The 24,546-nt window shown below is 62.9% G+C and carries 25 protein-coding genes; 8 read left to right on the top strand and 17 right to left on the bottom strand.

What is annotated here, in order from left to right:
- Positions 1-93: 93 nt before the first annotated feature.
- A complete protein-coding gene (locus NKI18_RS01285) occupies positions 94-519 on the top strand; it encodes a hypothetical protein (RefSeq protein ID WP_352614519.1) in 426 nt (141 codons plus the stop codon).
- 64 nt (positions 520-583) lie between these two features.
- Here the strand turns inward: NKI18_RS01285 and NKI18_RS01280 are convergent, their stop codons facing one another.
- Positions 584-1,219, bottom strand: coding sequence for a class I SAM-dependent methyltransferase (locus NKI18_RS01280; protein ID WP_352614521.1), 636 nt, complete (start codon positions 1,217-1,219; stop codon positions 584-586).
- Positions 1,220-1,304: 85 nt separating this feature from the next.
- The gene (locus NKI18_RS01275; RefSeq protein ID WP_352614523.1) at positions 1,305-3,050 is read right to left on the bottom strand and encodes a long-chain fatty acid--CoA ligase; all 1,746 of its coding nucleotides are present in this window, start codon (positions 3,048-3,050) and stop codon (positions 1,305-1,307) included.
- A gap of 46 nt (positions 3,051-3,096) precedes the next feature.
- Between NKI18_RS01275 and NKI18_RS01270 the strand changes: the two genes are divergently transcribed.
- From NKI18_RS01270 to NKI18_RS01245, 6 genes are all read left to right on the top strand, one after another.
- Complete coding sequence (locus tag NKI18_RS01270) at positions 3,097-3,579, top strand: hypothetical protein (RefSeq protein ID WP_352614525.1); 483 nt, start codon at positions 3,097-3,099, stop codon at positions 3,577-3,579.
- Positions 3,580-3,744: 165 nt separating this feature from the next.
- On the top strand, positions 3,745-5,337 hold the full coding sequence (locus NKI18_RS01265) for an ABC transporter substrate-binding protein (protein WP_353018661.1): 1,593 nt from the start codon (positions 3,745-3,747) through the stop codon (positions 5,335-5,337).
- A gap of 58 nt (positions 5,338-5,395) precedes the next feature.
- Entirely contained in the window at positions 5,396-6,403 is a 1,008-nt protein-coding gene (locus tag NKI18_RS01260) for an ABC transporter permease subunit (RefSeq protein ID WP_023676822.1), read from the top strand.
- Position 6,404: 1 nt separating this feature from the next.
- Positions 6,405-7,322 (top strand): ABC transporter permease subunit, encoded by a 918-nt coding sequence (locus NKI18_RS01255; RefSeq protein WP_023676823.1) that lies wholly within the window; start codon positions 6,405-6,407, stop codon positions 7,320-7,322.
- Between the two features lie 4 nt (positions 7,323-7,326).
- Entirely contained in the window at positions 7,327-8,202 is an 876-nt protein-coding gene (locus NKI18_RS01250; RefSeq protein WP_023676824.1) for an ABC transporter ATP-binding protein, read from the top strand.
- Positions 8,199-9,029, top strand: a complete 831-nt coding sequence (locus tag NKI18_RS01245) for a dipeptide ABC transporter ATP-binding protein (RefSeq protein ID WP_023676825.1) — start codon at positions 8,199-8,201, stop codon at positions 9,027-9,029. The genes NKI18_RS01250 and NKI18_RS01245 overlap by 4 nt, the downstream gene beginning before the upstream one ends.
- 22 nt (positions 9,030-9,051) lie before the next feature.
- On the opposite strand, the gene NKI18_RS01240 is transcribed toward NKI18_RS01245, so the two are convergent.
- Positions 9,052-9,972, bottom strand: a complete 921-nt coding sequence (locus tag NKI18_RS01240; RefSeq protein ID WP_352455059.1) for a LysR family transcriptional regulator — start codon at positions 9,970-9,972, stop codon at positions 9,052-9,054.
- Positions 9,973-10,065: 93 nt separating this feature from the next.
- Here NKI18_RS01240 and NKI18_RS01235 point away from each other — a divergent pair, with 93 nt between their 5' ends.
- The gene (locus NKI18_RS01235; protein ID WP_352455060.1) at positions 10,066-10,938 is read left to right on the top strand and encodes an NAD(P)H-dependent oxidoreductase; all 873 of its coding nucleotides are present in this window, start codon (positions 10,066-10,068) and stop codon (positions 10,936-10,938) included.
- Here the strand turns inward: NKI18_RS01235 and NKI18_RS01230 are convergent.
- The 14 genes from NKI18_RS01230 to NKI18_RS01165 all read right to left on the bottom strand — a co-directional run bounded on the left by NKI18_RS01230 (position 10,869) and on the right by NKI18_RS01165 (position 24,507).
- On the bottom strand, positions 10,869-12,161 hold the full coding sequence (locus NKI18_RS01230; protein WP_352455061.1) for a cysteine desulfurase-like protein: 1,293 nt from the start codon (positions 12,159-12,161) through the stop codon (positions 10,869-10,871). The genes NKI18_RS01235 and NKI18_RS01230 overlap by 70 nt on opposite strands.
- Before the next feature lie 30 nt (positions 12,162-12,191).
- Entirely contained in the window at positions 12,192-12,866 is a 675-nt protein-coding gene (locus NKI18_RS01225) for an amino acid ABC transporter permease (RefSeq protein ID WP_292656040.1), read from the bottom strand.
- 109 nt (positions 12,867-12,975) lie between these two features.
- Positions 12,976-13,767 (bottom strand): ABC transporter substrate-binding protein, encoded by a 792-nt coding sequence (locus NKI18_RS01220; RefSeq protein ID WP_352455062.1) that lies wholly within the window; start codon positions 13,765-13,767, stop codon positions 12,976-12,978.
- A 178-nt stretch (positions 13,768-13,945) separates the two neighbouring features.
- Entirely contained in the window at positions 13,946-14,341 is a 396-nt protein-coding gene (locus NKI18_RS01215) for a RidA family protein (RefSeq protein ID WP_023676831.1), read from the bottom strand.
- A 72-nt stretch (positions 14,342-14,413) separates the two neighbouring features.
- Positions 14,414-15,562 carry an acyl-CoA dehydrogenase family protein gene (locus NKI18_RS01210; protein ID WP_352614530.1) on the bottom strand — a complete coding sequence of 383 codons (1,149 nt, stop codon included), beginning with the start codon at positions 15,560-15,562 and terminating at the stop codon, positions 14,414-14,416.
- 230 nt (positions 15,563-15,792) lie between these two features.
- On the bottom strand, positions 15,793-16,605 hold the full coding sequence (locus tag NKI18_RS01205) for an enoyl-CoA hydratase family protein (RefSeq protein WP_353018658.1): 813 nt from the start codon (positions 16,603-16,605) through the stop codon (positions 15,793-15,795).
- The gene (locus NKI18_RS01200; protein ID WP_023676834.1) at positions 16,602-17,072 is read right to left on the bottom strand and encodes a MarR family winged helix-turn-helix transcriptional regulator; all 471 of its coding nucleotides are present in this window, start codon (positions 17,070-17,072) and stop codon (positions 16,602-16,604) included. The genes NKI18_RS01205 and NKI18_RS01200 overlap by 4 nt, the downstream gene beginning before the upstream one ends.
- On the bottom strand, positions 17,066-17,839 hold the full coding sequence (locus NKI18_RS01195) for an SDR family NAD(P)-dependent oxidoreductase (protein WP_352577491.1): 774 nt from the start codon (positions 17,837-17,839) through the stop codon (positions 17,066-17,068). Before NKI18_RS01195 ends, NKI18_RS01200 begins: the two co-directional genes overlap by 7 nt.
- Complete coding sequence (locus tag NKI18_RS01190) at positions 17,836-20,130, bottom strand: bifunctional salicylyl-CoA 5-hydroxylase/oxidoreductase (RefSeq protein WP_352614532.1); 2,295 nt, start codon at positions 20,128-20,130, stop codon at positions 17,836-17,838. The genes NKI18_RS01195 and NKI18_RS01190 overlap by 4 nt, the downstream gene beginning before the upstream one ends.
- Positions 20,131-20,268: 138 nt before the next feature.
- On the bottom strand, positions 20,269-20,868 hold the full coding sequence (locus NKI18_RS01185; protein WP_352614533.1) for a VOC family protein: 600 nt from the start codon (positions 20,866-20,868) through the stop codon (positions 20,269-20,271).
- Positions 20,869-20,948: 80 nt separating this feature from the next.
- On the bottom strand, positions 20,949-21,779 hold the full coding sequence (locus NKI18_RS01180) for an ATP-binding cassette domain-containing protein (RefSeq protein WP_023676838.1): 831 nt from the start codon (positions 21,777-21,779) through the stop codon (positions 20,949-20,951).
- The gene (locus NKI18_RS01175; RefSeq protein WP_352614535.1) at positions 21,772-22,662 is read right to left on the bottom strand and encodes an ABC transporter ATP-binding protein; all 891 of its coding nucleotides are present in this window, start codon (positions 22,660-22,662) and stop codon (positions 21,772-21,774) included. The genes NKI18_RS01180 and NKI18_RS01175 overlap by 8 nt, the downstream gene beginning before the upstream one ends.
- Entirely contained in the window at positions 22,659-23,507 is an 849-nt protein-coding gene (locus NKI18_RS01170; RefSeq protein ID WP_352614537.1) for an ABC transporter permease, read from the bottom strand. The genes NKI18_RS01175 and NKI18_RS01170 overlap by 4 nt, the downstream gene beginning before the upstream one ends.
- Positions 23,500-24,507, bottom strand: coding sequence for an ABC transporter permease (locus NKI18_RS01165; protein ID WP_352614539.1), 1,008 nt, complete (start codon positions 24,505-24,507; stop codon positions 23,500-23,502). The genes NKI18_RS01170 and NKI18_RS01165 overlap by 8 nt, the downstream gene beginning before the upstream one ends.
- Positions 24,508-24,546 lie beyond the last annotated feature (39 nt).

The raw sequence follows: 24,546 nt of genomic DNA, 5'->3' as shown, positions 1-24,546 counted from the left end.
CTTGGGCTTTTCCACAATGGCCGAGATGGGTGGAAGCGGACATTGCCGTTGGTATCGCGGATGGTCGGATAGCACTAGCCGTGGTAGAAGCGAGTGCACACGGATCAATGTTGTCTGCCTGATATGCTCCCCAACCTGTCGCGCTTTGTCGATATTGAAATGCTTAGGGATGGCGGCTCGCTCACAGCTACTTTTAATGACGATGACCATAACCACATACTTTTTTTGCAGATTGTCCACGAGGCGGATCAAAATAGCCAAGCATCCTATGCTCGCTACCATGATCCAGTATTGATCAACTGCAACATCAAACTGCGACCGCGCGCTTCTGCGGGGATGATCTACAGCGAACTGAGTGGCCCTCAAACTCCAATCACATGGGAGGAAGCGGGCGTACTGATTGGTATGGCGAGCCTGCCGGGCAATTCTCCGTCTTGGCGGTTGCAATGGCTTGCAATGATGAAGGAAGCGGTTGCCAATAAAGGTTCGGCTAAGCGCACTTCAGGTGAGCAACGGTAGCTACTGCTTGGTACGCAACGGGTCGAAGTCGGCCGTTCATAGCGATTTGATTTTGATCCTGGCGCTAGCGATCGTCCTGCTCGAAGGAAAAGACGCCGCTCGGCCTGGTCACACCCTTCGCGTCGCCGAAATCCGGCACTTGGTATTCGGCGAGCAGCCGAAGCCGGGACAGCGGCAGGTCCGTGCGGCGGGGGTCGCCAACCAGCACCTTGATGCCGGCTGCTAGGCAGCGGTCGAGGAATGGGATAACCCGTAGAGCAACCTCGCGACCGTAGAACACGTCGCCGGCAACCACGACGTCGACCCGTGGTGGCGGACCGGTGGTGATATCCTTGTCGACGATATTGATCGTGACACTATTGGCCGCGGCGTTGAGGCCGATCGCGGCAACGGCGTTGTGATCGATCTCGGCCGCGATCACCGCGCTTGCGCCGGCCTTCTCGGCGGCGATACCTACAAGGCCGGAGCCGGCGCCGAGGTCGAGTACGCGACGGCCGGCCACGGTCTCCGGCCGGTCGAATATGTAGCGGGCGAGCACCGCGCCGCCGGCCCAGACATAGGCCCAGTACGGTGGCTCCGGTTCAGGTCCGTCTTCTTCGGTCGCATGTTGGGTCCATTCGAGAAGCCGCCTGAGCCCGCTTCCCGGATGGGCGGTGTAAAGCCGAATTTCGGGAAGCGCGGGCACGGGGGCGATCCGCATGTTCGCCCGGATGAACTCTGCCGGGTCCGGGCGCGAACCTATACTCACGGCGTTGGCGCCGGCGATGCAATCGCTCAAGCTGCGCCTAGCCCCGCAACGCCCGTCGCAGGATCTTGCCGACCGGTGTCTTCGGCAGCTCGGTGCGGAACTCAATATACCTGGGACGCTTGTAGCCGGTCAGGTTCTCGCGGCAATAAGCCGTCAGCATGTCGGCGGTCAGTGCCGGGTCCTTCTTGACGACGAACAGCTTCGGCACTTCACCCGAATGCTTGTCCGGCACGCCGATCGCCGCCACTTCGAGTACGCCTGGATGCTGCGCCACCACTTCCTCGAGTTCGTTCGGATAGACGTTGAAGCCGGAAACCAGGATCATGTCCTTCTTGCGGTCGACGATCTTGGTGTAGCCAAGCTCGTCCATGAAGCCCATGTCGCCCGATTTGAAGAAGCCGTCCTCGGTCATCACCTTGGCGGTCTCGTCCGGCCGGTTCCAGTAGCCGGCCATCACCTGCGGTCCGCGGATGCAGATTTCGCCGACTTCGCCGAGCGGCAAATTGTTGCCATCGTCGTCGCGGATGGCGATCTCGGTCGAGGGCAGCGGCAGGCCGATCGTGCCGGTGTAAACGCCGTCGCTGAATTTGTTGATGGTTGTCCCCGGCGAGGTCTCGGTGAGCCCGTAGGCCTCGCTGATCGGGCAGCCGGTCAGCGCCTTCCAGCGTTCGGCGATGGCCCTCTGCACCGGCATGCCGCCACCCAGCGTCAGGATCAGCGGCTTGAAATCGAGCTTGCGAAAATCCTCATTATTGAGCAGCGCATTGAACAGCGTGTTGAGGCCCGGAAAGATGTGGATCGGGTATTTCTGCAGCTCCTTGACGAAGCCGGGAATGTCGCGCGGATTGGGGATGAGGACATTCTGCGCGCCTTGCTGCATGCCTACCAGCACGTTCGCCGTCAGCGCAAAAATGTGATAGAGCGGCAGGGCGCAGAGGAAGTTCAGATGCGCCGGCTTCGGCTTGACGGTAAAAGCGTCTTCGGCCCACAGCGCGTTCTGCGCGACGTTCGCCAAAATGTTGCTGTGCAAAAGCATCGCGCCCTTGGAGATGCCGGTCGTGCCGCCCGTGTATTGCAGGAAGGCGATGTCGTCGGCCGCGACCTTTGCGGGCCTGAAGGCCATGCCGGTGCCGGCCTTCAGCGCGGCGTTGAACTTGACATGGCCGGGCAGCGACCATGCCGGCACCATCTTCTTGACGCGGCGTACAACGAAGTTGACGATCGTTCCCTTGAGCCCGCCGAGCATGTCGCCCATCGAGGCGACCACGACATGCTTGACCGCGGTCCTGGCGATCACCGCCTGCAGGGTGCAGGCAAAATTTTCGAGGATGACAATGGCTTGAGCGCCGGAATCCTTGAGCTGGTGCTCCAGCTCGCGCGGCGTGTAGAGCGGATTGATGTTGACCACGACATAGCCGGCGCGAAGCACTGCCATAATCGCCACCGGATATTGCAGCACATTCGGCATCATCAGGGCGACGCGCGCGCCCTTCTGCAGCCCCGTTGATTGCAGATAGGCGCCGAAGGCGGCCGACTGTCGCTCGAGGTCGGCATAGGTGATCGATTTGCCCATGCAGACGAAGGCCGGCCGATTCGCAAACTGCTTGCACACGGCGACGAGAAAGTCGCCGATCGAGCTGGAGGGCAGGTCGCCAATCTCGGCCGGCACGATCTTTGGGTAACTCTGGAGCCACGGTTTTTCAGGCAGGCCAGCGGCCAGTGCGGTGATCGCCTTCGGTAATCTCTTGGCCGGACCTGCCGGCGGTCGTGGCGCTGTCGGCACTGTCTTCGCCGCCGGCTTGGCGGCAGATTTTGCAGCAGGCGCAGTCTTGCCGGTTGCCGGTTTAGCAGCCGTTCCAGCCGTGGTCTTCGCCGCCGGCTTCGCGCTTGCCTTCGCGGTAGCCGTCGGCTTGGCGGCGGCCGCTTTTGGCTTGACCGCTTTCGATGTTGCCTCGGCCTTTGCTTTCGCCGCGTTGGTTGTCTTTGCCGGTTTTGCCACCTGTCGCTCCCTCAATCGTTCTTATTGTTTCGGCATGCTTGCGCGCCACCACCGCCCTGATCAACAAAGATATCCCACCGCTTGCCGCAATATCCGGAACCTGGGAAAATCCGGCACGCTGCCCATCTATCTATGTATTGCCACAAGCGGCGGCCGTGCAAGCCTCGCCACCTGGAGTGCGGCAAGACTTGCCGTCAAACCTCTTGGCCGCGACCGGTTTTCGGACGCGCATCTCTTGAACCGAACGGCTCGATTCCCCCAATCGGCGGCATTACCGATCAACAAAAAATTGAAGTCGCTAATAATGTCGTGATCTGCGGATTCGGCTCGTTTTTTCCACAATTTGCCGCGTGCCGGAATTTTTTTCTGCTTCCCGTGGGTTAGGCAAACAAGCAGTTCCAAAGCTAGAAAAACGGTGCTTATATGCGGCCTTCGCGAGCCTGACAGAGGGGCTTGGAAGAACATCAGGGAGTGCTCAATGAAAAAGAAACTGACTTTTGCAGCCGCGTTGCTGGCTGCAAGCGTCCTCGGCGGCGTGGCCAATGCAAAACAACTGGTCTATTGCTCGGAGGCTTCGCCGGCCGGCTTCGACCCGTCGCCATGGAGCGGCGGCAACGACTTCGATGCCTCGTCGCGCACCATCTATTCGCGCCTGGTCGAGTTCGAGCATGGCAAGACCACCATCTCGCTCGGCCTGGCCGAGAGCTGGACGGTTTCCGATGACGGTCTCGAATACACCTTTAAACTTCGCCCGGGTGTGAAATTCCAGACGACCGATTATTTCACGCCGACGCGCGACCTCAACGCCGACGACGTGATCTTTTCCTTCGAACGCCAGTGGAAGAAAGAAAGCCCGTGGTACAGCTATCTGGAAGGCACCGGCTGGGAATATTTCACCGGCATGGGCTTCCCCGATCTCCTGAAGGAAATCGTCAAGGTCGACGACCTGACGGTGAAATTCGTGCTGAACAAGCCTGAAGTCGCGTTCCTGCCGGACCTCGGCATGGATTTCGCCTCGATCGTTTCCAAGGAATATGCCGACCAGCTCGACAAGGCCGGCACCAGGCAGCAGTTCACCCAGAAGCCGGTCGGCACTGGTCCGTTCCAGTTCGTCGACTATCAGGTCGATGCGGTCGTGCGCTATGCAGCATGGGACGGCTACTATGGCGGCCGCCAGAAGATCGATGATCTGATCTTCGCCATCACGCCCGACCCCGCCGTGCGCGCGCAGAAGCTGAAGGCGGGCGAATGCGATATCATGTCATACCCGGCGCCGGCCGACATTGCCGGACTGCAGGCCGACGCGAACCTCAAGGTCGACGAGCAGGAAGGCCTGAACATCGGCTACATGGCTTACAACACGACGCAGCCGCCCTTCGACAAGGTCGAGGTCCGCAAGGCCCTCAACATGGCGGTAAACAAGAAGGCGATCATCGACGCGGTCTATCAGGGCGCCGGTGCGCCGGCCATCAACCCGATCCCGCCGACCATGTGGTCCTATAACAAGGACATCAAGGACGATCCCTATGATCCGGAGGCGGCCAAGAAGATGCTGGCCGATGCAGGCGTCAAGGATCTGTCGATGAAGATCTGGGCTATGCCGGTCAGCCGCCCCTACAACCCGAACGCCCAGCGCGTCGCCGAGTTGATCCAGGCCGACTATGCCGCCGTCGGGGTCAAGGCGGAGATCGTCAGTTACGAATGGACCGAGTATCGCCAGCGCGGCAAGGCTAAGGATCGCGATGGCGCCTTCCAACTGGGCTGGACCGGTGACAATGGCGATCCGGACAACTTCTTTTTCCTGCTCGGTTGCGATGCCATCGGCCAGTCCAATTATGCGATCTGGTGCAACCAGGAATTCGAAGCCCTGCTGAAAAAAGGCAAGGCGACGACGGACGTCGCCGAGCGCACCAAGATCTACGAGGAAGCTCAGGTGGTGTTCAAGCGTGAGGCTCCGTGGCTGACCATCGCCCACTCCAAGGTCTTCATGCCGATGAACAAGAAGGTGTCGGGCTTCGTTATGGACCCGCTCGGCATTCATCGGTTTGACGGCGTCGACGTCACCGAATAAGTCCTGAGAAATTGAACGGCGGCGCTGGACTTCCCGCGCCGCCGTTCTATGAAGCAAGATGCTCCGTTATCTCCTCCACAAGCTCGCTTTGATCATCCCGACCGTGTTCGGCATATCGCTGGCGGCGTTTGCTTTCGTCCGGCTTCTGCCCGGCGATCCTATCCTGGCCCTGGCGGGCGAGCGCGGCGTCAGCCCCGAGCGCTACGCCCAGCTCATCGAGCAGTTTGGCTACAACCGGCCCTATGTCATCCAATACCTGGAATATATCGGCAGGGTCCTGACCGGCGATTTCGGCATATCTATTGCCACCAAGCGGCCAGTGCTCGGCGAATTCCAGGCGCTGTTTCCAGCCACGCTGGAACTGGCGACAGTGGCGTTGATCATCGCCGTCCTGCTCGGCATTCCTGCCGGTATCTTCGCCGCGGTCAAGCGCGGCTCGTGGTTCGACCAGGCGACGATGGGTGTCGCGCTGACCGGCTATTCGATGCCGATCTTCTGGTGGGGGTTGCTGCTCATTATCTTCTTCTCCGGCTATCTCGGCTGGACGCCGGTTTCCGGCCGCATCGGCCTGCAGTATTTCTTCAGGCCGACGACCGGGTTCATGCTCATCGACAGCCTGATCTCCGGCAGGAGCGGCGCTTTCAAATCTGCCGTCAGCCATTTGATCCTGCCGTCGATCGTGCTGGCGACGATCCCGCTTGCCGTCATAGCGCGCCAGACGCGCTCGGCGATGCTCGAGGTGCTGGGCGAGGACTATGTCCGCACCGCGCGCGCCAAGGGCCTGGCGCCGCGCCGCGTCATCGGTCTGCACGCTTTTCGCAACGCGCTGATCCCGGTGGTCACCACCATTGGACTGCAGGTCGGCACCTTGATGGCGGGCGCCATTCTGACCGAGACCATTTTTTCCTGGCCGGGCATCGGCAAATGGATGATCGATGCCATCGGCAAGCGCGACTATGTCGTCGTCCAGAGCGGATTGCTGATCATCGCGCTGATCGTCATGGCGGTGAACCTGATCGTCGACGTGCTCTACGCCGTCATCAATCCGCGCATCCGGGTGCAGTGAGATGACCGACGAATCCGCCGCCGAAGCTACCGCCGCCTCCATCCCGACAGGCGGCAGGCAACGGGCTTTCGCCGAGTTCTGGCACTACTTCTCGATGAACACCGGCGCGGTCATCGGCCTTGTCGTGTTTTCGGCGCTGGTGCTGGTGGCGATCTTTGCGCCGTTCGTCGCCCCACATTCGCCCGACGAGCAGTTTCGCGATGCGCTGCTGGCACCCCCCGCCTGGCAGGAAGGCGGCAAATCGATGTTCCTGCTCGGCACCGACGCGGTCGGCCGCGACATGCTTTCACGGTTGATCTTCGGCGCGCGTTTCTCGCTGTTCATCGGTCTGGTGGTCGTTGTCTTCTCGCTCACCAGCGGCATCGTGCTTGGCGTGCTCGCCGGCTATTTCCGCGGCTGGGTCGACACGCTTATCATGCGCATCATGGATATCATCCTGGCCTTCCCGTCGCTGCTTCTGGCGCTGGTGCTGGTGGCGATCCTTGGCCCCGGCCTTTTCAATGCCATGCTGGCGATCGCGCTGGTGCTGCAGCCGCATTTTGCGCGCCTCACCCGCGCCGCCGTGATGGCCGAAAAGAACCGCGAATATGTCATCTCCGCCAAGGTGGCTGGTGCCGGTCATCTTCGCTTGATGGTGAGGACGATCCTGCCGAACTGCCTGGCACCGCTGATCGTGCAGGCGACGTTGTCCTTCTCCAACGCTATTCTCGAGGCTGCGGCGCTCGGCTTCCTCGGTGTCGGTGCGCAGCCGCCGACGCCGGAATGGGGCACGATGCTCGCCTCGGCGCGCGAGTTCATCCTGCGCGCGCCTTGGGTGGTGACCTTCCCCGGCCTTGCTATTCTGATCACTGTGCTTGCCATCAATCTGATCGGCGATGGCTTGCGCGATGCTTTCGATCCCAAGCTGAAGAGGTCATAATCCAATGCCTCTTCTCGAGATCAAGAACCTGACCGTTTCCTTCGACACCGCCGCTGGACCATTCATGGCGGTACAAGGCATCGACCTGTCGGTCGAACCGCGCGAGGTGCTGGCGATCGTCGGCGAATCCGGTTCGGGCAAGTCGGTGGCGATGCTGGCGGTGATGGGGCTTTTGCCCAACACCGCGACGGTGAGGGCCGACCGCATGGCCTTCGACGGCATCGACCTGCTCAAGCTCGGCCCATCCGAGCGGCGCAAGATCGTCGGCAAGGATATTTCGATGATCTTCCAGGAGCCGGTCGCCAGCCTCAACCCGTGCTTCACCGTCGGCTTCCAGATCGAGGAGGTGCTGCGCTTCCATATGGGCATGGACCGCGCCCAGCGCCGGGCGCGTGCCATCGAATTGATGAAGTTGGTCGGCATCGCCGACCCCGAGGAACGGCTGGGCTCCTTCCCGCACCAGATGTCGGGTGGTCAGTGTCAGCGCGTCATGATCGCCATCGCCATCGCCTGCAATCCCAAGCTTTTGATCGCCGACGAGCCAACCACGGCGCTCGACGTCACCATCCAGAAGCAGATCCTCGATCTGCTGGTCGGCCTGCAGGCCAAATATGGCATGGGCCTGATCATGATCACCCACAATATGGGGGTGGTTGCCGAGACCGCCGACCGTGTCATCGTCCAGTACAAGGGCCGCAAGATGGAAGAGGCCGACGTGCTGTCGCTGTTCGAGTCCCCCAAGAGCAACTACACGCGCGCGCTCCTGTCGGCACTGCCCGAAAACGCCGTCGGCGACCGGTTGCCTACTGTTTCCGACATGCTGTTTGAGCCGGCCCCATCTGTAGTCGCAGCCCGGTCCGCAGGAGGAACCGCCTCATGAGCGTGACGGTAGTCGAAGGCAAGAACATCGTGCGCGACTATCATGTCGGTGGCGGGCTTTTCCGCCCCTCCCGTACGGTTCATGCGGTCAAGGGTGTTTCGTTCAGCGTCGACAAGGGCAAGACGCTGGCCATCGTCGGCGAGAGCGGCTGCGGCAAGTCAACACTCGCCCGCATCATCACCCTGATCGACCCGGCGACCTCCGGCGAGCTTTTCATCGACGGCAAGAAGGTAGACATCGGCAGGAACGGCCTGTCGAAGGAAATGCGCCGCAAGGTCCAGATCGTCTTCCAGAACCCTTATGGTTCGCTCAATCCACGCCAGAAGATCGGCGACGTGCTTGGCGAGCCGCTGCTCATCAATACCGACAGCACGGCCGACGAGCGGCGCGATCTTGCCATGAAGATGCTAAAGAAGGTCGGTCTCGGCCCCGAGCACTTTAATCGCTACCCGCATATGTTTTCGGGCGGCCAGCGCCAGCGGATCGCCATCGCCCGCGCGCTGATGCTCAACCCCAGCCTTCTGGTGCTGGACGAGCCGGTCTCGGCACTTGATCTTTCGGTGCAGGCGCAGGTGCTGAACCTGCTCGCCGACCTGCAGGACGAGTTTCAGCTAACCTATGTTTTCATCAGCCACGACCTGTCGGTGGTGCGCTACATCGCCGACGACGTGATGGTAATGTACTTCGGCGAAGCGGTCGAATACGGCTCGCGCGACGAGGTCTTCGCCGACCCCAAGCACAGCTACACCAGGACGCTGTTCGCGGCGACGCCGCGTGCCGACGTTGCCAGCATCAAGGCACGGTTGGCCAAGAAGAAGGCCGCCTGATCCGGCGAGGTTTGCCGGCCGGCTACCGCTTCTCGATCCCCGGAATGCCGGAGATCTGCTCGGCGAGAAAGTCGACCAGCAGCCGCACCCGGGCAATGCCCGCACGCTCCGGAACGATCAGCATGCTCAGCGGGACGGGAGGCGGAAAATAGCCCGGCAGGACCACTTCCAGCCGGTCGGCCGCCAGAAGATCGTCGACAAGCCAGTGGTGGGCGGGTGCGATGCCGCGTCCGGCGACAAGGGCTTCGCGCGCAGCAAGCCCATGGTCGACCAGAAATCTGCCGCCAAAGGGCACCGCAAAGGTCTCGCCGCCCGGCCCCTGCAAGGTGAGCGTGTCGCTTCCCGCGATGTTCGACATCCGGATGCCTTCATGGCCAGGCAGATCCTGCGGGACAGCCGGTCTGCCCCGCGCCGCCAGATAGGCCGGCGCCGCCACCAGCAGACGCCGGGATTGCCCGAGCGCCCGCAGTTTCATTGAGCTGTCGGTGAGCGGGCCGAGGCGAAGCGCGATGTCGACGCCCTCCCGCACAAGGTTGATGCGCTCGTCGGTAAGGCTGAGATCGATGCCGATGTAGGGATAGCGGTCCTGAAAGGCGAAGATCAGCCGGCTGACATGTAAGACCCCGAGCGCCGCCGTGCAGGATATCCGGATCGTGCCGGCCGACGCGCCGCGCGTGCCCCGCGCCTCATCGCCGGCCTGCTCGACGAGGCGCAGGATCTGGACGCTGTCGGCATAGTAACGGCTGCCTTCATCGGTCATCGTGACGCGCCGGGTGGTCCTGCTGAGCAAGGGCACTCCGACGGCCTCCTCGAGTTCTCGCAAATGCCGTGTGACCGTCGACTGCCCAACTCCGAGCTCGCGCGCCACCGCCGAGAGGCTGCCGCGCTCGGCGACGCGAACGAAGGTGCGCATGCGCTCAAGGGTGACGTCCGATCTATCCATTATTCGGCATTATCTTATACATTTCCTACATATAGTGGATCAGCCCACGGCTGGCTACCTTTGGTGTCTATCGTCCTTCTTCGGAGTAGACCCATGAAAGTCCTGCTTGTTTTTGCTCATCCTGAACCGCGTTCGCTCAACGGCGCGCTGCGTGACGTCGCCATCAGGGAACTCGAGGCCCAGGGCCACGAGGTGCGGGTGTCTGACCTCTACGCCGATGGGTGGAAAGCCGAGGTGGACCGTGCCGACTTTCCGTCGTGGCCGCCCGAAGCACGCTTCCTGCCGGCCGGCGCCTCCAAAAAGGCTTTTGCGACCAACACTCTGACCGATGACGTCAAAGCCGAGATCGACAAGCTGCTATGGGCCGACACCCTGATCCTCCAGTTCCCGCTGTGGTGGTACGCCATGCCGGCGATCCTCAAGGGCTGGGTCGATCGCGTGTACGCCTACGGCTTCGCCTATGGCGTTGGCGAGCACAGCGACAAGCGGTGGGGTGACCGCTTTGGTGAGGGAACGCTCGCCGGCAAGCGCGCAATGCTGATCGTGACCACCGGCGGCTGGGAGGAGCATTATTCCGCCCGCGGCGTCAACGGCCCGATCGACGACCTGCTGTTCCCGATCAATCACGGGATTCTATACTATCCGGGCTACGACGTGCTTCCGCCGTTCGTGGTTTACAGGGTGGACCGTTTCGGGGAGGCGGATTTCGAGCCTGTTGCGGAGCGACTGCGCGAAAGGATGCGAACGCTCGAGACAATGCGGCCCATTCGTTATCGGCAGCAGAATGGCGGCGATTACTTGATCCCAAGCATGCAATTGCGCCCCGGCTTGGAGAACCCGGGTGCGACCGCCTTTGCGCTTCACGAGGATCGCGCCGGCGCCGCCGCCCAGTCCGATCAGGACAGCCGGGCGATGATGGTGCGCAGCGCCTCGCCGAAGCGCCGGACTTCCTCGATCGTATTGTAATGCACCAGCGAGGCGCGCACGGCGCCGCTGTCCATGCTGAGGTTGAGCCGCTTCATCAGACGCGGCGCATACATGTGGCCGTCGCGAATGCCGATCTGCATCTCGGCCATTTCCTCGACGATCCTCTGCGGCGACAGCGTGCCGACATTGAAGCAGAAGGTCGGCACGCGCTCGCTGAGGCGTGCCTCTTCGGCCACGCCGTAGATCGTCGCGCCGCAATCTTTGAGCACCGCCAGCATTTCGCGCGCCAGCACCTGTTCGTAGTCGCGGATGGCATTCATGCCGGCGACGATGTTGTCGCGGCGCGACCGGTTATTCTCTGACAAGAAATTGCGGCCGATCGATTCGAGGTAGCGCACCGCGGCATCCATGCCGGAGACGTTCTCGTAAATGAAGGTACCGGCCTCGATCTTGTAGGGCGGCTCGTCGGGGATGAAATCTTCGCGGAAGGTCGGCAGGCGCTTCAGAGTTTCGAAACGGCCCCACAGGAAGCCCATATGCGGCGAGAAATTCTTGTAGCCGGAGCAGACCAGATAATCGCAATCCCAGGCCTGCACATCGATCAGCCCGTGCGGCCCGTAATGCACGCAGTCGAGGAACACTTCGGCGCCTGCCGCATGCGCAATCCCAGCCACGGAGGCAACGTCGACAATTGAGCCGATCGAATGCGCCGTTACCGTGCAGGCGACGAGCCGGGTGCGCTCTGAGACCAGCGGGCGCAAATCGTCGACATGCAGATTGCCGTCCTCGCGCATCCGCCACCATTTGAACTTGGCGCCGGCGGGCGCCAGCGCCAGCCACGTCGCGATATTGGCGTCGTGATCCATGTCGGTGATGACGATCTCGTCACGCTCCCCGTTTGGGCGCTCGGAAAGCATCTGGCCGATGCCGAGGCTGACCAGGCGGATGAACGAAGTGGCGTTCATGCCGAAACAGATCTCCGCCGGGTTGGTGGCGTTGATCAGCAAGGCCACGCTTTCGCGAGCGCCGGCGACGGCTTGGTCGACGGTGACGCTGCGGCCATAGCGGCCGCCGCGCTGCACATTATGCGCGACCAAATGGTTGGTGACCGCATCGAGCACGCTTTGCGGGATCTGCGCGCCGGCGGCATTGTCCATGAAGACGAAGTCCCCGGCTTGCTGCAAGGCGGGAAACATGGCGCGGATCGTCTCGACCGGGAAAGCTGCGGCATCGCCGGTTTTCGAAATCTGATGCTGGTTCAAGGTCGTCTCCTGCGAAGTGCGCTGACAGATTCAGCGGGTCTTTTCGGTTTGAAAGCGGCGTTCAAGGAGGCTGACGAGACGGACCATCGGCCAGAGAAAGATGAGATAGACCAGCGCCGCGCCGATCAGCGGTGAAGGATTGGCATAGAGCGATTGCGCGTTGGTCGCTTCCTTCAGCAGTTCGGGCAGCGCCACGGTGGAAGCGAGCGAAGTATCCTTGAACATCGAAACGCAATTGCTGGTCATTGGCGGAATGACGACGCGGATCGCCTGCGGCAGCACTACCTTGCGCAAGGTCAGCAAGAACGGCAGGCCGAGCGCCTGCGCCGCCTCGAACTGGCCGCGCGGAATGCTCTCTATACCGGAGCGGAACACCTCGGCCGAATAGGCCGCCATGATGATGGCGAAGGCCATCACCGCGGACGTCCACGATGACAGGCGAATACCGAGGAACGGCAGCGCATAGTAGATCAGGATCAGCACGACCAGCACCGGCATCGCCCGGAAAATGTCAATGTAGCCGACAGCCAGCAGCCGAAGCGGCTTTGGCGCATAGAGCCGCACCAGGCTGATCGCGAGGCCGACGGGAATACCGATGCCGATGCTCATGATTCCGAGCAGCAGGGTGTTCAGGAAACCGCGCAGCAGCGCCGGCAGGCTGGAGACCATGACGTCGGCGTTGAAGAAGGTGTCCAGCAGCGACATCGCAGCATTTCCGAAACGTTTGGCGTCCCGCGACGCTCGAGCCCGAGCCCGAAATCCGAAATCGTGCCGGCATCGAAAGCCGGCACGACATTTAAGCGCGAACTGCCGCTCAGGCCTTCGGCATAGGCATTTCCTTGACGGTCGAGGAATCGGCAGGTGCGTCGCTGCCGAACCACTTCTTGTGGATCGCGGCCAGCGTGCCGTCCTTCTTCATCGCGGTCACCGCGTCGTTCAGCTTGCCGAGCAGCGGGTGGTCCTTGGTCATCATCAGACCGTACTGCTCGCCGGTCTTGATGCGCTCTTTTACGGCGAGATCCTTCATCCTGGTGAAAGAATATTCCAGGCCCGGAATATCGCTGACCGCCGCATCGACGCGGCCGGAGCTGAGATCGAGCAGCAAATTCTGCTGCGTGTCGTAGCCCTTGACGTCACTGAACCCGTCCGCTTCCTGGTGGGCCTTGACCCAGGCTTCGCCGGTCGAGCCGGACAGCACGCCGACGATCTTGCCCTTGAGGTCGGCCTCGGCGTTGATCGGGCTGTCGGCCTTCGCGGCGATGCCCATGTCGGAATCATAGTAGGGCTGCGTGAACGACTGAGACTTCAGCCGCTCCGGCGTGATGGTGATCGACGAGATGGCGACGTCGATGCGCTTCGAGGTGGTGGCGGCGAACAGCGCCTGGAAACCGAGATCGGCGATATCAGTGGTCATGCCGATACGCTTTGCCGCCTCATTGATGATGTCGACTTCGAAACCCTCGAACGTGCCGCTCTCGTTCTTGTATTCAAAAGGCGGATTGGTCGGATAGGCGCCGACATTCAGCGTGCCTTCGGCGTAGGCCGGGCCGCCGGCGATACCGATGGCAGCAGCAAGAAGCAGCAGGTTGCGACGGGTGAAGTTCATTTTCGTTCCCTCTGGTTGTGATCGGACGGGTTTGGCCCCGCACGGTTTTGATGCGCCAAGTGACGGGACTGCCGGAAAGCCCTCCCGGCACGGCAGTCGCAAGACATTGGATGCTATCCAAAGTACCGCGCTTTTCAAGGCGAAAGTTTTAAGCTTAAAAAATTGCCACGTGTTGCCGTCACTCCGGAATAACCGCCGTGGCCTGGATCTCAACCTTGGCGCGATCCTCGACCAGCGCCATCACCTGCATGGCGGCCATCGCCGGAAAATGCCGGCCGATCACCTCGCGATAGACCTCTCCGATCCCCTTGAGATTGGCCAAATATTCCGCCTTGTCGGTAAAGTACCAGGTCATCGAGGTGATATGTTCCGGCTTGGCGTCGGCCTCGGCGAGCACAGCAACAATATTGGCCAGCGTCTGCCGCACCTGGCCGACAAGATCATCGGTCTCGAAGCGGCCCTGTCCGTTCCAGCCGACCTGCCCGCCGACGAAGACAAGCTGCCCACGCGCGGCGACGCCATTGGCGTAGCCGACGGGTTTCGCCCAGCCTTCCGGCTGCAGGATGGTGTGCATGTCAAAACCTCCCAATGCTCAAAATCGGTCGCTCAAAACTCGAAGACAATAATTTTCACGCAAACTCCTGTCTCAGGCCGCTCCCATCACTTGCCGTGCAATCACCACCTTCTGCACGTCGGACGCTCCCTCGTAGATGCGCAGCGCCCGGATCTCGCGATACAGGCTTTCGACGATATGGCCCTTGCGGACGCCGTCGCCGCCATGCAGCTGCACAGCCTTGTCGATCACCTCCTGCGCTTTGTCGGTAGCGAACAGCTTGGCCATGGCGGCTTCGCGGGTAACCCGAGCCGCGCCAATGTCCTTGGTCCAGGCGGCACGATAGACCAGCAACGCGGCGGCATCGACATCCAGCGCCATGTCGGCGATGTGGCCCTGCACCATCTGCAGCTCGGCCATTGGCGCACCGAACAGCCTGCGCTCGGCCACTCTTGTGATGCTTTCGTCCAGCGCGCGCCGGGCAAAGCCGAGCGCCGCTGCGCCGACGGTCGAACGGAACACGTCGAGCACGGACATGGCGATGCGAAAACCGTCACCGGGTTTGCCGATCAGCGCCGAGGCTGGAATGCGTGCATTGTCGAAGGACAGCCGGGCGAGCGGGTGCGGCGCGATCACCTCCAGCCGCTCGGCAACGATCAGCCCCTCGGTTTCGGAAGGCACGACAAAGGCGGAAAGCCCCTTGGCGCCGGGCGCTTCGCCGGTGCGGGCAAAGACAGCATAAAAGTCAGCGATACCGCCGTTGGAGATCCAGGTCTTTTCGCCGGACAAGAGATAGCTGTCGCGGTCACGCGTGGCCGTCATTTCCATATTGGCGACGTCCGAGCCCGAGCGCGGCTCCGACAGCGCGAAAGCCGAAATCGCCTTGCCGGCCCGTGTCTTCGCCAGCCAGTGCTGCTGGTCGGGCGTGCCGAACAGGCTGAGTGCGCCGGTGCCGAGCCCTTGCATGGCGAAGGCGAAATCGGCCAGCCCGTCATGCCGGGCCAGCGTTTCGCGCGTGAGGCACAGGGTGCGCACGTCGAGCGGTCCCGGATTGTCCACATCGAACGCCGTCGGCTTTAGCCAGCCGTCCTTACCGAGCTTGGCCACCAGCTCGCGACAGGCGGCGTCGACATCGTCATGCGCGACCGGCAGGTTCTTGGCGCACCATGCCTCCAGCCGCTCCGCCAGATCGCGGTGGCGATCCTCGAAGAACGGCCAGGAGAGGAAGGAACGGTCAGGCATTGCTGCCTCCACAATTCTCCGGCCCTGGCGCTCCACGGCGCCCCCCTCTGTCCTGCCGGACATCTCCCCCTCTAGGGGGGAGATTGGACGTCGCCTCTGCTTTCGCCAATTGGCGGCGTTGCAGGAAAGGCGCTGCGAGCGAAACTGCCAATCTCCCCCCTAGAGGGGGAGATGTCCGGCAGGACAGAGGGGGGCGCTGTCCCGCCAACATCTCTATTGAATGGGTCATCCTAATTTCCCTCGAACACCGGCTTCTCCTTAGCCACGAAAGCCGTGTACGCCCGCTCGAAATCGCGGGTCTGCATGCAGATCGCCTGCGCCTGCGCTTCCGCTTCGATCGCCTGGTCGAGACCCATCGACCATTCCTGGTTCAGCTGCGTCTTGGTGATGCCATGGGCGAAGGTCGGGCCGGAAACGATGCGCGCGGCCATGTCGAGCGCGTCGGCCTCGAGCGCCGCGGCATCCACCAGCCGGTTGTAGAAGCCCCAGCGCTCGCCTTCCTCGGCACTCATCGTGCGGCCGGTATAGAGCAGCTCGGCGGCGCGGCCCTGGCCAATGATGCGCGGCAGGATCGCGCAGGCCCCCATGTCGCAGCCGGCAAGGCCGACGCGGGTGAACAGGAATGCTGTCTTGGCCTGGGGCGTGGCGATGCGGATATCGCAGGCCATGGCGATAATCGCGCCGGCGCCGACCGCCACGCCGTCGACCGCAGCAATAATCGGCTTGCCGCAATTCAGCATCGCCTTGACGAAATCGCCCGTCATGCGGGTGAAGGCGAGCAGCGCCTTCATGTCCATCTTGACCAGTGGGCCGATGATTTCGTGGACATCGCCGCCCGAGCAGAAATTGCCGCCGTTGGGAAGGAACACCACCGCATCGACATCGTCGGCATAGACGAGATCGCGAAAAGTGTCGCGCAATTCGGCATAGCTGTCGAAGGTCAGCGGGTTCTTGCGCTCCGGTCGATCGAGCCGGATCTTTGCGATCTTGCCTTCGACCTGCCAGAGGAAATGCTTCGGCTTGCGGCCGGCCAGCTTCGTCATTCCCGTCCCTCCCAATTGCTGCGGAAGGAGGTCAGCATGCCGGTCAGCCGGCGCGCCTCATCCTCGCTCACATTGCCCAGCAACTCGCCGACCCATTTCTCATGCGCGGCGGCGATCACGGCGAAAATCTTCGATCCCTCTTCCGTCAGCCGCACCATCGAGGTGCGGCGGTCGCCATTGCGTCGGGCCCGCATCACCAACCCTTCCGAGACCAGCCGGTCGATGATGCCGGTGACATTGCCGTTGGACACCAGCAGGAAGCGCGAAAGATCGCTCATCAGCATGCCCTCCGGCGCGCGGTAGAGCGCGGCCATCACGTCGAAGCGTGGCAGCGTTGTGTTGAACTCTTGCCGCAGTCGTTCGCGCAGCTCGGCCTCGATGGTGCGCGAGGCGCGCAGCAGGCGTATCCACAGCCGCAGGCGGTCCTTGCCGGGTCCGGACGGGGCGGGCAGGGGACCGGCTACCATGTCTCACCTCCGGAGATCGAAATCGTCTGCCCGGTAATCGACCGGGCGGCGTCGCCACACAGATAAAGTACCGCGGCCGCAATTTCTTCCGGCTGGATGAAGCGGCCTTGCGGGTTGGTCGCGGCTAGGCTTGTCCGTGCCTGCTCGGACGAGCGGCCGGTCGTTTGGACGATGCGCTGGACGGTGCTCTCCAGCATCTCGGTTTCGACAAACCCTGGGCACACGGCATTCACTGTTATGCCGGACTTGGCGGTCTCGACGGCGAGTGCCCGCATCAGGCCGACGACGCCATGCTTGGCGGCAACGTAAGCTGCGACATAGGGATAGCCTTTCAGTCCGGCGGTGGAAGCGACGAAGATGATACGGCCAGTCTTGCGCACTGCCATGCCGGCCAACGCCGGCTTCACCGTCAGGAACGTACCGGTCAAGTTGACGTCGAGCGTGCGCTGCCAGTCTGCCAGCGAGGTCCGCTGCGCCGGGGCACTGCCGGACATGCCGGCATTGGCAACGACGATGTCGAACGCTCCGCGTGCCGCTTCCGCGGCCTCGTAGAGCGACGCCATCGACGTCTCGTCGGTGACGTCGGCGGCAATGGCGAAGATGGACTTGTTCTCCGCGGCGACCTCGGCAAGCGGCTCCACGCGCCGGCCGCAGATGGTCACGTCAACGCCCGCGCCGGCCAGCGCCAGCGCGATCGCGCGGCCGACGCCGGAGCCGCCGCCGGTGACCAGCGCATGACGCCGCGAAATCGTCGCCGCGGCACTCATACTTTCAACCCCGCTGCCGCTTCGCGTTCGGCCAGCCGGTAGAGCTGGTCGCGGCCGGGCAGATAGGGATCCGGCCATTTGACGCCGCGATCGCCAAGCATGACGGCCGCGTGCAGCGTCCAATACGGATCGGCAAGATGCGGCCTAGCCAGTGCGACGAGATCGGCGCGGCCCGCCATCAGGATCGAGTTGACGTGGTCCGGCTCATAGATATTGCCGACCGCCATCGTCGCCATGCCGACCTCGTTGCGGATGCGATCGGAAAACGGCGTCTGGAACATGCGGCCATAGACCGGTCTTGCCACGGCCGAAGTCTGGCCGGCCGATACGTCGCAGATGTCTACGCCGGCCTCATGCAGCAGCCGCGCGATCTCTACGGCATCGGCCGGCGTCACGCCTTCGATGCCCAGCCAGTCATTGGCGGAGATGCGCATCGAGATCGGCTTCTCGGCCGGCCACGCGGCGCGCACCGCATGAAAGATTTCCAAGGGGTAGCGCATGCGGTTTTCCAGCGAGCCGCCAAAGGAGTCGGTGCGCCGGTTGGTCAAGGGCGTGATGAAGGAGGACAGGAGATAGCCGTGCGCGGCGTGGATTTCGAGCATGTCGAAGCCGCAGCGCGCCGCCATCTCGGCCGAAGCGACAAACTGGTCGCGCACCATATCCATGTCGGCGCGGTCCATCGCCTTAGGCACCTGGTTTTCCCGCGACCACGGCACCGAAGACGCTGCCATGACGGGCCAATTGCCTAAGGGCAGCGGCACGTCGGTTCCCTGCCAGCCGAGCCTGGTCGACCCCTTGGCACCGGAATGGCCGATCTGGGCGCAGATCTTGGCCTCGGTTTCGGCATGGACGAACTCGACCAGCCGCTTCCAGGCGACCTCATGCTCGGGCGCATAGAAACCGGGGCAGCCAGGCGTGATGCGGCCCTCCGCGCTGACGCACGTCATCTCGATGTAGAGGAGACCGGCGCCGCCCTTGGCCCGTTCGGCGTAATGGGCGAAATGCCAATCGGTCGGACAGCCGTCGACCGCTTTGTACTGCGCCATCGGCGAGACGACGACGCGGTTCTGCAGCGCCATGCCGCGCAGCCGGAACGGCGCGAACATCGGCGCGCGACGCAGATTGTTGCCCCCGGCGCCGGCCTGGCGCTGGAACCACTCCTCGGCGCCGGCCAGCCATTCGGCATCGCGCAGCCGCAAATTCTCGTGACTGATGCGTTGCGAACGCGTCAGCAGCGAATAGTTGAACTGCACCGGATCGAGGCCGAGATAGCGCTCGACCTCCTCGAACCATTCGAGCGAATTGCGCGCCGCCGACTGCAGCTTCAGCACTTCGGTGCGGCGGGCGTCCTCATATTTGCTAAAGGCGGCCTCGAGGTCTGGCTCGGACTCGACATAGTCGGCCAGCGCCACCGCGCTTTCCAGCGCCAGCTTGGTGCCGGAACCGATCGAGAAATGCGCGCTCGCCGCCGCGTCGCCCATCAGCGCCAGGTTCTTGTAGGACCAGCGTTCGCACAAGACGCGCGGGAAATTGATCCACGCCGAGCCGCGGATATGATTGGCGTTGGTCATCAGCGCGTGGCCGCCGAGATGACGGGCAAAGATGCGCTCGCAGACGGCAATCGATTCCTGCTGCGACATCGCGCCGAAGCCGAAGCGCCGCCAGGTCTGCTCGCTGCATTCGACGATGAAGGTCGCGGTATCGCTGTCGAACTGGTAGGCATGCGCCCACACCCAGCCATGCTCGGTCTTTTCGAAGATGAAGGTGAAGGCGTCGTCGAATTTCTGGTGGGTGCCGAGCCAGACGAACTTGCATCTACGAATGTCGATATCGGGCTTGAACACGTCGACGAAGGCGCTCCGCGCTTTCGAGTTCAACCCGTCGGCGGCGACAACCAGGTCGTGCGTCTCCATATATGGCTTGGGATCGGCGATGTCGGTTTCGAAGACCAGCTTGACGCCGAGTTCGCGCGCCCGCCGCTGCAGCAACGTGAGCAGCCGCTTGCGGCCAATGCCGCAAAAGCCGTGACCGGTCGAGACCGTGCGCACGCCGTCATGGATGACGGCGATATCGTCCCAATAGGCGAAATGCTTGCGGATCCAGACGGCGCTGACCGGGTCGTTTTTGGTCAGGTTCTCCAGCGTTTCCGCCGACAGCACGACGCCCCAGCCAAACGTATCATCGGCACGGTTGCGCTCGAACACCGTGACCTCATGCGCGGCATTCCTGAGCTTCAGCGAGATTGCAAAGTAGAGCCCGGCTGGTCCGCCGCCGAGAACCGCAACTTTCATCGTGCGATCTCCTCTTCGCTTCTGTTTGTCGAGTTTACGCCTGAGACGAATTAATTCAAGCTTGAAGTTTCAGGATTGAAACAATCCGCCCCAGAAACCCAGCTTGCCGGCAGTTGCGCAGGCCAGGGACGCCCCGGGCTATTTTTCCGGGTTCTTCGGGCTCCACAGCACCGTCTCCGCATCTTTTTCATAGGCCATGCCATTGGGATAGCTGATCGCTTCCAACTGCAAGCCCCAGGGCGCCCGGAAGTAGAGGATGGTCTGGCCGGCCGCCGGGCCTTCGGTAACCGGCAGCGGTCCCATCCGCGTCTTGACGCCCTTGCCGTCAAGATAGGCTTTTGCGGCGGCGATGTCGTCGACATAGAAGGCGATATGGAAGCCGCCTATGTCGCTGTTGCGAGGCGTCAGGTCCTTCTGGTCCGGCGCGGTGTATTTGAACAGCTCGATGTTCGACCCGTGTCCGCAGCGGACCAGGGTGATCTCCTCAATCACCGCCTTGGGATCGACGCCCAGCAGATCCTGCATGAATGTGCCCTTGTCGTCGGCGAACGGGCCGAACGACATCGCCTTCTTGCAGCCAACCACCTCGGTGAAGAAATCGACCGCCTGCTCCATGTCGGGGACGGTGACGCCGGTGTGGTCGTGGCCACGCGTGCCGGGAATGGAACTGGCGTAAGCCGTGCCGATGCCTCCCAGCACGGTGGCGGTGAGCACTGCGTAGCGGATTGCATTCTTCATGTCAGTCATCCTCCATCGCGGGACATTTTGCCGGGTGCACGCCTGAGGCCCGCTCTTTAGCGTGCGAATAGGATTGTGTTTCATGCCGGCGCCTTTGCGGCGGGAAGTAGCCAGGCATCATCGATCTCGGGCAGCGGAATGGCGGCGAGGAGGTCGCGCGTGTAAGCCTGCTGCGGCTTCTCGAACAAAGTATCCGTCGCACTGGCTTCGACGATCGCGCCTTCGCGCATGACGATCACTTGCCGGCAGAGCCGCCGGATCACCGACAGGTCATGGCTGATGAAGGCGACGGTCAGGCCCATCTCCGCTGCAAGCTTTTCCAGCAGCGTCAGGATCTGTGCCTGCGTCGACACGTCGAGGCCTGAGACGATTTCGTCGGCCAGCACGAATTTCGGCGACAGCGCCAGCGCTCGGGCAATGCCGACGCGCTGGCGCTGGCCGCCCGACAATTCATGACGATAGCGGCTGGCGAAGCCTTGCGGCAGGCCGACGCGCTGAAGCGCTTCAGCAACTCGGGCTTTCAGATTGTCGCCGAGGCCATTCTGTTTGAGTGGTGCGGCGATGATGCTGGCGATGGTGCGGCGTGGGTTAAGCGACGACATCGGGTCCTGGAAGATCATCTGCAGATTGCGGCGCAGCGGCCGGAGTTCGGCCTCAGCCAGATGCGTGATGTCGCGGCCGTCGAAGATGACCTTGCCGGCGCTCGGCTCCAGAAGCCGCACTAAGGCGCGGCCAAGCGTCGATTTGCCGGAGCCGGATTCGCCGACGATGCCGGTCACCGATCCCTTTGGCAGGTCGAAATCCAGCCCTTTCAGGATCTCGGCCAAGGGCGCGCGGCCGATCAGCGGCTTGCGCGTCATGTCGGGCAGCGCGACCTTCAGCCCACGCACGGAAAACAGCGGCTCAGCCATGCTGTCGCCTCCAGGCCTGATCGGCGGCGGCGATCTCCGAAGCAAGCCCGGCCAGCACCGCCTCGTCCACCGGCTTCAGCGAGGCGAAGGGGTCGGTGTAGCGTGGCGTCGCGGCCATCAGAGCTCGCGTGTAGGGGTGCTGCGGAGCGGCGAAGAGAGCGGCCGTTTCGGCCTCCTCGACCACCTTGCCGGCATAGAGCACCGAGACCTTCTGGCTGATCTTGGCGACGACGCCGAGATCATGGGTAACGAACAGGATCGCCGTGCCGTGCTCGCGCTGCAGTTGCGCGATCAGCCGCAGGATCTGCTTCTGCACAGTCACGTCGAGCGCCGTGGTCGGCTCGTCGGCGACGATCAGCCTTGGTTCGGCCGCAAACGCCGCGGCGATCAGCACGCGCTGGCGCATGCCGCCGGACAGCTCGTGCGGATAGCATTTGAGGACACGCTCGGGGTCGCGGATTTGCACCTCGTCCAGCAATTGGCGGATGTGTGCATCGGCCTTCTCGCCGCTCCAGCCGAGGATGCGCACCAGCCGGTCGGTCATCTGCGGGCCGATGCGGCGTGACGGGTTGAGCGCGGTCAGCGGGTCTTGCGGGATCAGCGCCGTGCGCGCGCCGATCAGCGTGCGCCTTGCCTTTGGCTGAAGCTTGCCGAGGTCCTCGCCCTCGAGCAACATATCGCCTTCGACGATGCGCACGCTCGAAGGCAGCACGCCGAGCACCGCCTTGCCGATCATCGTCTTGCCGGCGCCGCTCTCGCCGACCAGCGCGCGCACCTCGCCGGGCTCGACGGCGAGCGACACCGAGCGCAGCACGCGCAAGCCATTAGGCAGCACCGCGCTAAGGCTGCGTATGTCGAGGCAGGGTTTCGCCAGCGCGTTCATCGCAGCACCGGATCGAAACGTGCCCTGAGACCTTCGCCGAACTGGCTGAACGACAGCACCGTCAGGATCAGCGTGACCAGCGGGAACACCAGCACCCACCAGGCCTGATGGATCGACAGGCGGCCCTCGGCGATGATGCCGCCCCAGGTCGGGTCGTCGGTCGAGATCGACAGATTGACGAAGGACAGGATCGCCTCGACGATGACGGCAATGCCCATCTCCAGCGACAGCAGCGCGACGATCGACGGCACCACATTGGGCAGCACTTCGCGCAGCATGATGCCGATGCGGCCGTAGCCGGCGATGCGGGCGTTCTCGACATAGTCCATGCGCGACTGGCCCAACGTCTCGGCGCGGATCACCCGGCAGAAGCGCGTCCAGTCGATGACGGCAATGGCAATGATAACCGAGCTCAAGCCGGTACCGAGCACTGCGACCAAAAGGATGGCAAACAGCACCGGCGGAAACGCCATCCAGACATCGACGATGCGCGAGATGATGCGGTCGGCCCAGCCGCCGAAATAGCCGGCGATCAGCCCCAGCGTCGAGCCGACCAGGCAGGCCGCGATGGCGGCGGCGAAGGCGACGATGAAGGCGATGCGGGCACCGAAGATCAGCCGTGACAGAAGATCGCGGCCGAGGCTGTCGGTGCCGAGCCAGTAGCCGGGCTCAGCACCATCGAGCCAGAACGGCGGCAGGCGCTCCAGCATCAAATCCTGCGCCAGCGGGTCCTGCGGCGCGACCAACGGCGCAAGAATTGCGGCCAGCAGCGCAATCACCAGCCAGCCGCCGGCCAGCCACAGGCGTGCCCGCGAGCCATGTCTCGAAATGCGGGCCTCATCCATGGCGCAGCCTCGGATTAAGCAGGGCGTACATCATGTCGACGGCAAGGTTGATCAGCACGAACAACAGCGCGAAGACCAGCACGATGCCCTGGATCAGCGGCAGGTCGCGGTTGATGACGGCATCGATCGCCATGTTGCCGAGACCTTCATAGGAAAACAGCCGTTCGACGATGACCGTGCCGCCGATCAGGAAGGTGAACTGCACGCCGACCAGCGTCAGCGTCGGCAGGGCCGCGTTCTTCAGCGCCTCGCGCAGGATGACCTGCGTTTCCGAAAAGCCCTTTACCCGCGCCAGCACGACGTAGTCGAGGTCGAGCACTTCCTTCAGCGACTGTTTCAGCAGCTGCGAGATGATCGCGGCCAGTGGCAGCGCCAGCGCAATCGCCGGCATCAGCATGTGTGCCAGCAGGTCCCTGGTCAGGTCGAAGCGCAGCCGTACGATGCTTTCGAACAGATAGAATTGCGTGACGAAGGGCAGATCGAGTTGCGGCGACACCCGGCCGGAAATGTCGAAAACCGGCACCAGCACGCCGAACAAAAGGATCAGCACCAAACCCCACAGGAAATCGGGAATCGAGAGCGCCGCACCGCTGGCGATGTCGATGCCAGCTTCGACCGCGGTGCCGCGTTCGCGCGCGCCGAGGATCGCCGTCGTGCCGCCGATCGCCAGCGCCATCACAAGCGCGACGATCGCGAGTTCCAGCGTCGCCGGCAGGCGGTTGAAGACCAGGCCCAGAACATCCTGCCGGAGCGAAATCGAAGTGCCGAAATCGCCCCTGACGACACCTGCCAGCCAGATGAAAAATTGCTGGACGATGGTCTTGTCCAGCCCGTAAAGCGCGCGCAGACGCGCGATGTCGGCATCGGTTGCACCGGGCGGCAGCATCATCGCGATCGGATCGCCTGGCGCGACACGGATGACGATAAAGACGACGACGGCCACGCCGAACAGCGTGATCGCCATCGTCAGAAGACGGATCAGGAATCTTTGCAGCAGCATGGTCGCCCGTGGCGGAAAATGCGCGCCGTCATTCCGGAC

Origin of the sequence: Mesorhizobium sp. M0800, assembly GCF_040320095.1 — a bacterium.
GTDB lineage: Bacteria > Pseudomonadota > Alphaproteobacteria > Rhizobiales > Rhizobiaceae > Mesorhizobium.
This window is presented reverse-complemented; position numbering and strand designations above follow the sequence as displayed.

Excerpts from the sequence above, each read along its gene's own strand:
- NKI18_RS01280 (WP_352614521.1), bottom strand. The coding sequence starts at position 1,219 with ATGCGGATCGCCCCCGTGCCCGCGCTTCCCGAAATTCGGCTTTACACC.
- NKI18_RS01265 (WP_353018661.1), top strand. The coding sequence starts at position 3,745 with ATGAAAAAGAAACTGACTTTTGCAGCCGCGTTGCTGGCTGCAAGCGTC.
- NKI18_RS01260 (WP_023676822.1), top strand. The coding sequence starts at position 5,396 with ATGCTCCGTTATCTCCTCCACAAGCTCGCTTTGATCATCCCGACCGTG.
- NKI18_RS01255 (WP_023676823.1), top strand. The coding sequence starts at position 6,405 with ATGACCGACGAATCCGCCGCCGAAGCTACCGCCGCCTCCATCCCGACA.
- NKI18_RS01250 (WP_023676824.1), top strand. The coding sequence starts at position 7,327 with ATGCCTCTTCTCGAGATCAAGAACCTGACCGTTTCCTTCGACACCGCC.
- NKI18_RS01245 (WP_023676825.1), top strand. The coding sequence starts at position 8,199 with ATGAGCGTGACGGTAGTCGAAGGCAAGAACATCGTGCGCGACTATCAT.
- NKI18_RS01240 (WP_352455059.1), bottom strand. The coding sequence starts at position 9,972 with ATGGATAGATCGGACGTCACCCTTGAGCGCATGCGCACCTTCGTTCGC.
- NKI18_RS01235 (WP_352455060.1), top strand. The coding sequence starts at position 10,066 with ATGAAAGTCCTGCTTGTTTTTGCTCATCCTGAACCGCGTTCGCTCAAC.
- NKI18_RS01225 (WP_292656040.1), bottom strand. The coding sequence starts at position 12,866 with ATGTCGCTGCTGGACACCTTCTTCAACGCCGACGTCATGGTCTCCAGC.
- NKI18_RS01220 (WP_352455062.1), bottom strand. The coding sequence starts at position 13,767 with ATGAACTTCACCCGTCGCAACCTGCTGCTTCTTGCTGCTGCCATCGGT.
- NKI18_RS01215 (WP_023676831.1), bottom strand. The coding sequence starts at position 14,341 with ATGCACACCATCCTGCAGCCGGAAGGCTGGGCGAAACCCGTCGGCTAC.
- NKI18_RS01210 (WP_352614530.1), bottom strand. The coding sequence starts at position 15,562 with ATGCCTGACCGTTCCTTCCTCTCCTGGCCGTTCTTCGAGGATCGCCAC.
- NKI18_RS01205 (WP_353018658.1), bottom strand. The coding sequence starts at position 16,605 with ATGACGAAGCTGGCCGGCCGCAAGCCGAAGCATTTCCTCTGGCAGGTC.
- NKI18_RS01200 (WP_023676834.1), bottom strand. The coding sequence starts at position 17,072 with ATGGTAGCCGGTCCCCTGCCCGCCCCGTCCGGACCCGGCAAGGACCGC.
- NKI18_RS01195 (WP_352577491.1), bottom strand. The coding sequence starts at position 17,839 with ATGAGTGCCGCGGCGACGATTTCGCGGCGTCATGCGCTGGTCACCGGC.
- NKI18_RS01190 (WP_352614532.1), bottom strand. The coding sequence starts at position 20,130 with ATGAAAGTTGCGGTTCTCGGCGGCGGACCAGCCGGGCTCTACTTTGCA.
- NKI18_RS01185 (WP_352614533.1), bottom strand. The coding sequence starts at position 20,868 with ATGAAGAATGCAATCCGCTACGCAGTGCTCACCGCCACCGTGCTGGGA.
- NKI18_RS01180 (WP_023676838.1), bottom strand. The coding sequence starts at position 21,779 with ATGGCTGAGCCGCTGTTTTCCGTGCGTGGGCTGAAGGTCGCGCTGCCC.
- NKI18_RS01175 (WP_352614535.1), bottom strand. The coding sequence starts at position 22,662 with ATGAACGCGCTGGCGAAACCCTGCCTCGACATACGCAGCCTTAGCGCG.
- NKI18_RS01170 (WP_352614537.1), bottom strand. The coding sequence starts at position 23,507 with ATGGATGAGGCCCGCATTTCGAGACATGGCTCGCGGGCACGCCTGTGG.
- NKI18_RS01165 (WP_352614539.1), bottom strand. The coding sequence starts at position 24,507 with ATGCTGCTGCAAAGATTCCTGATCCGTCTTCTGACGATGGCGATCACG.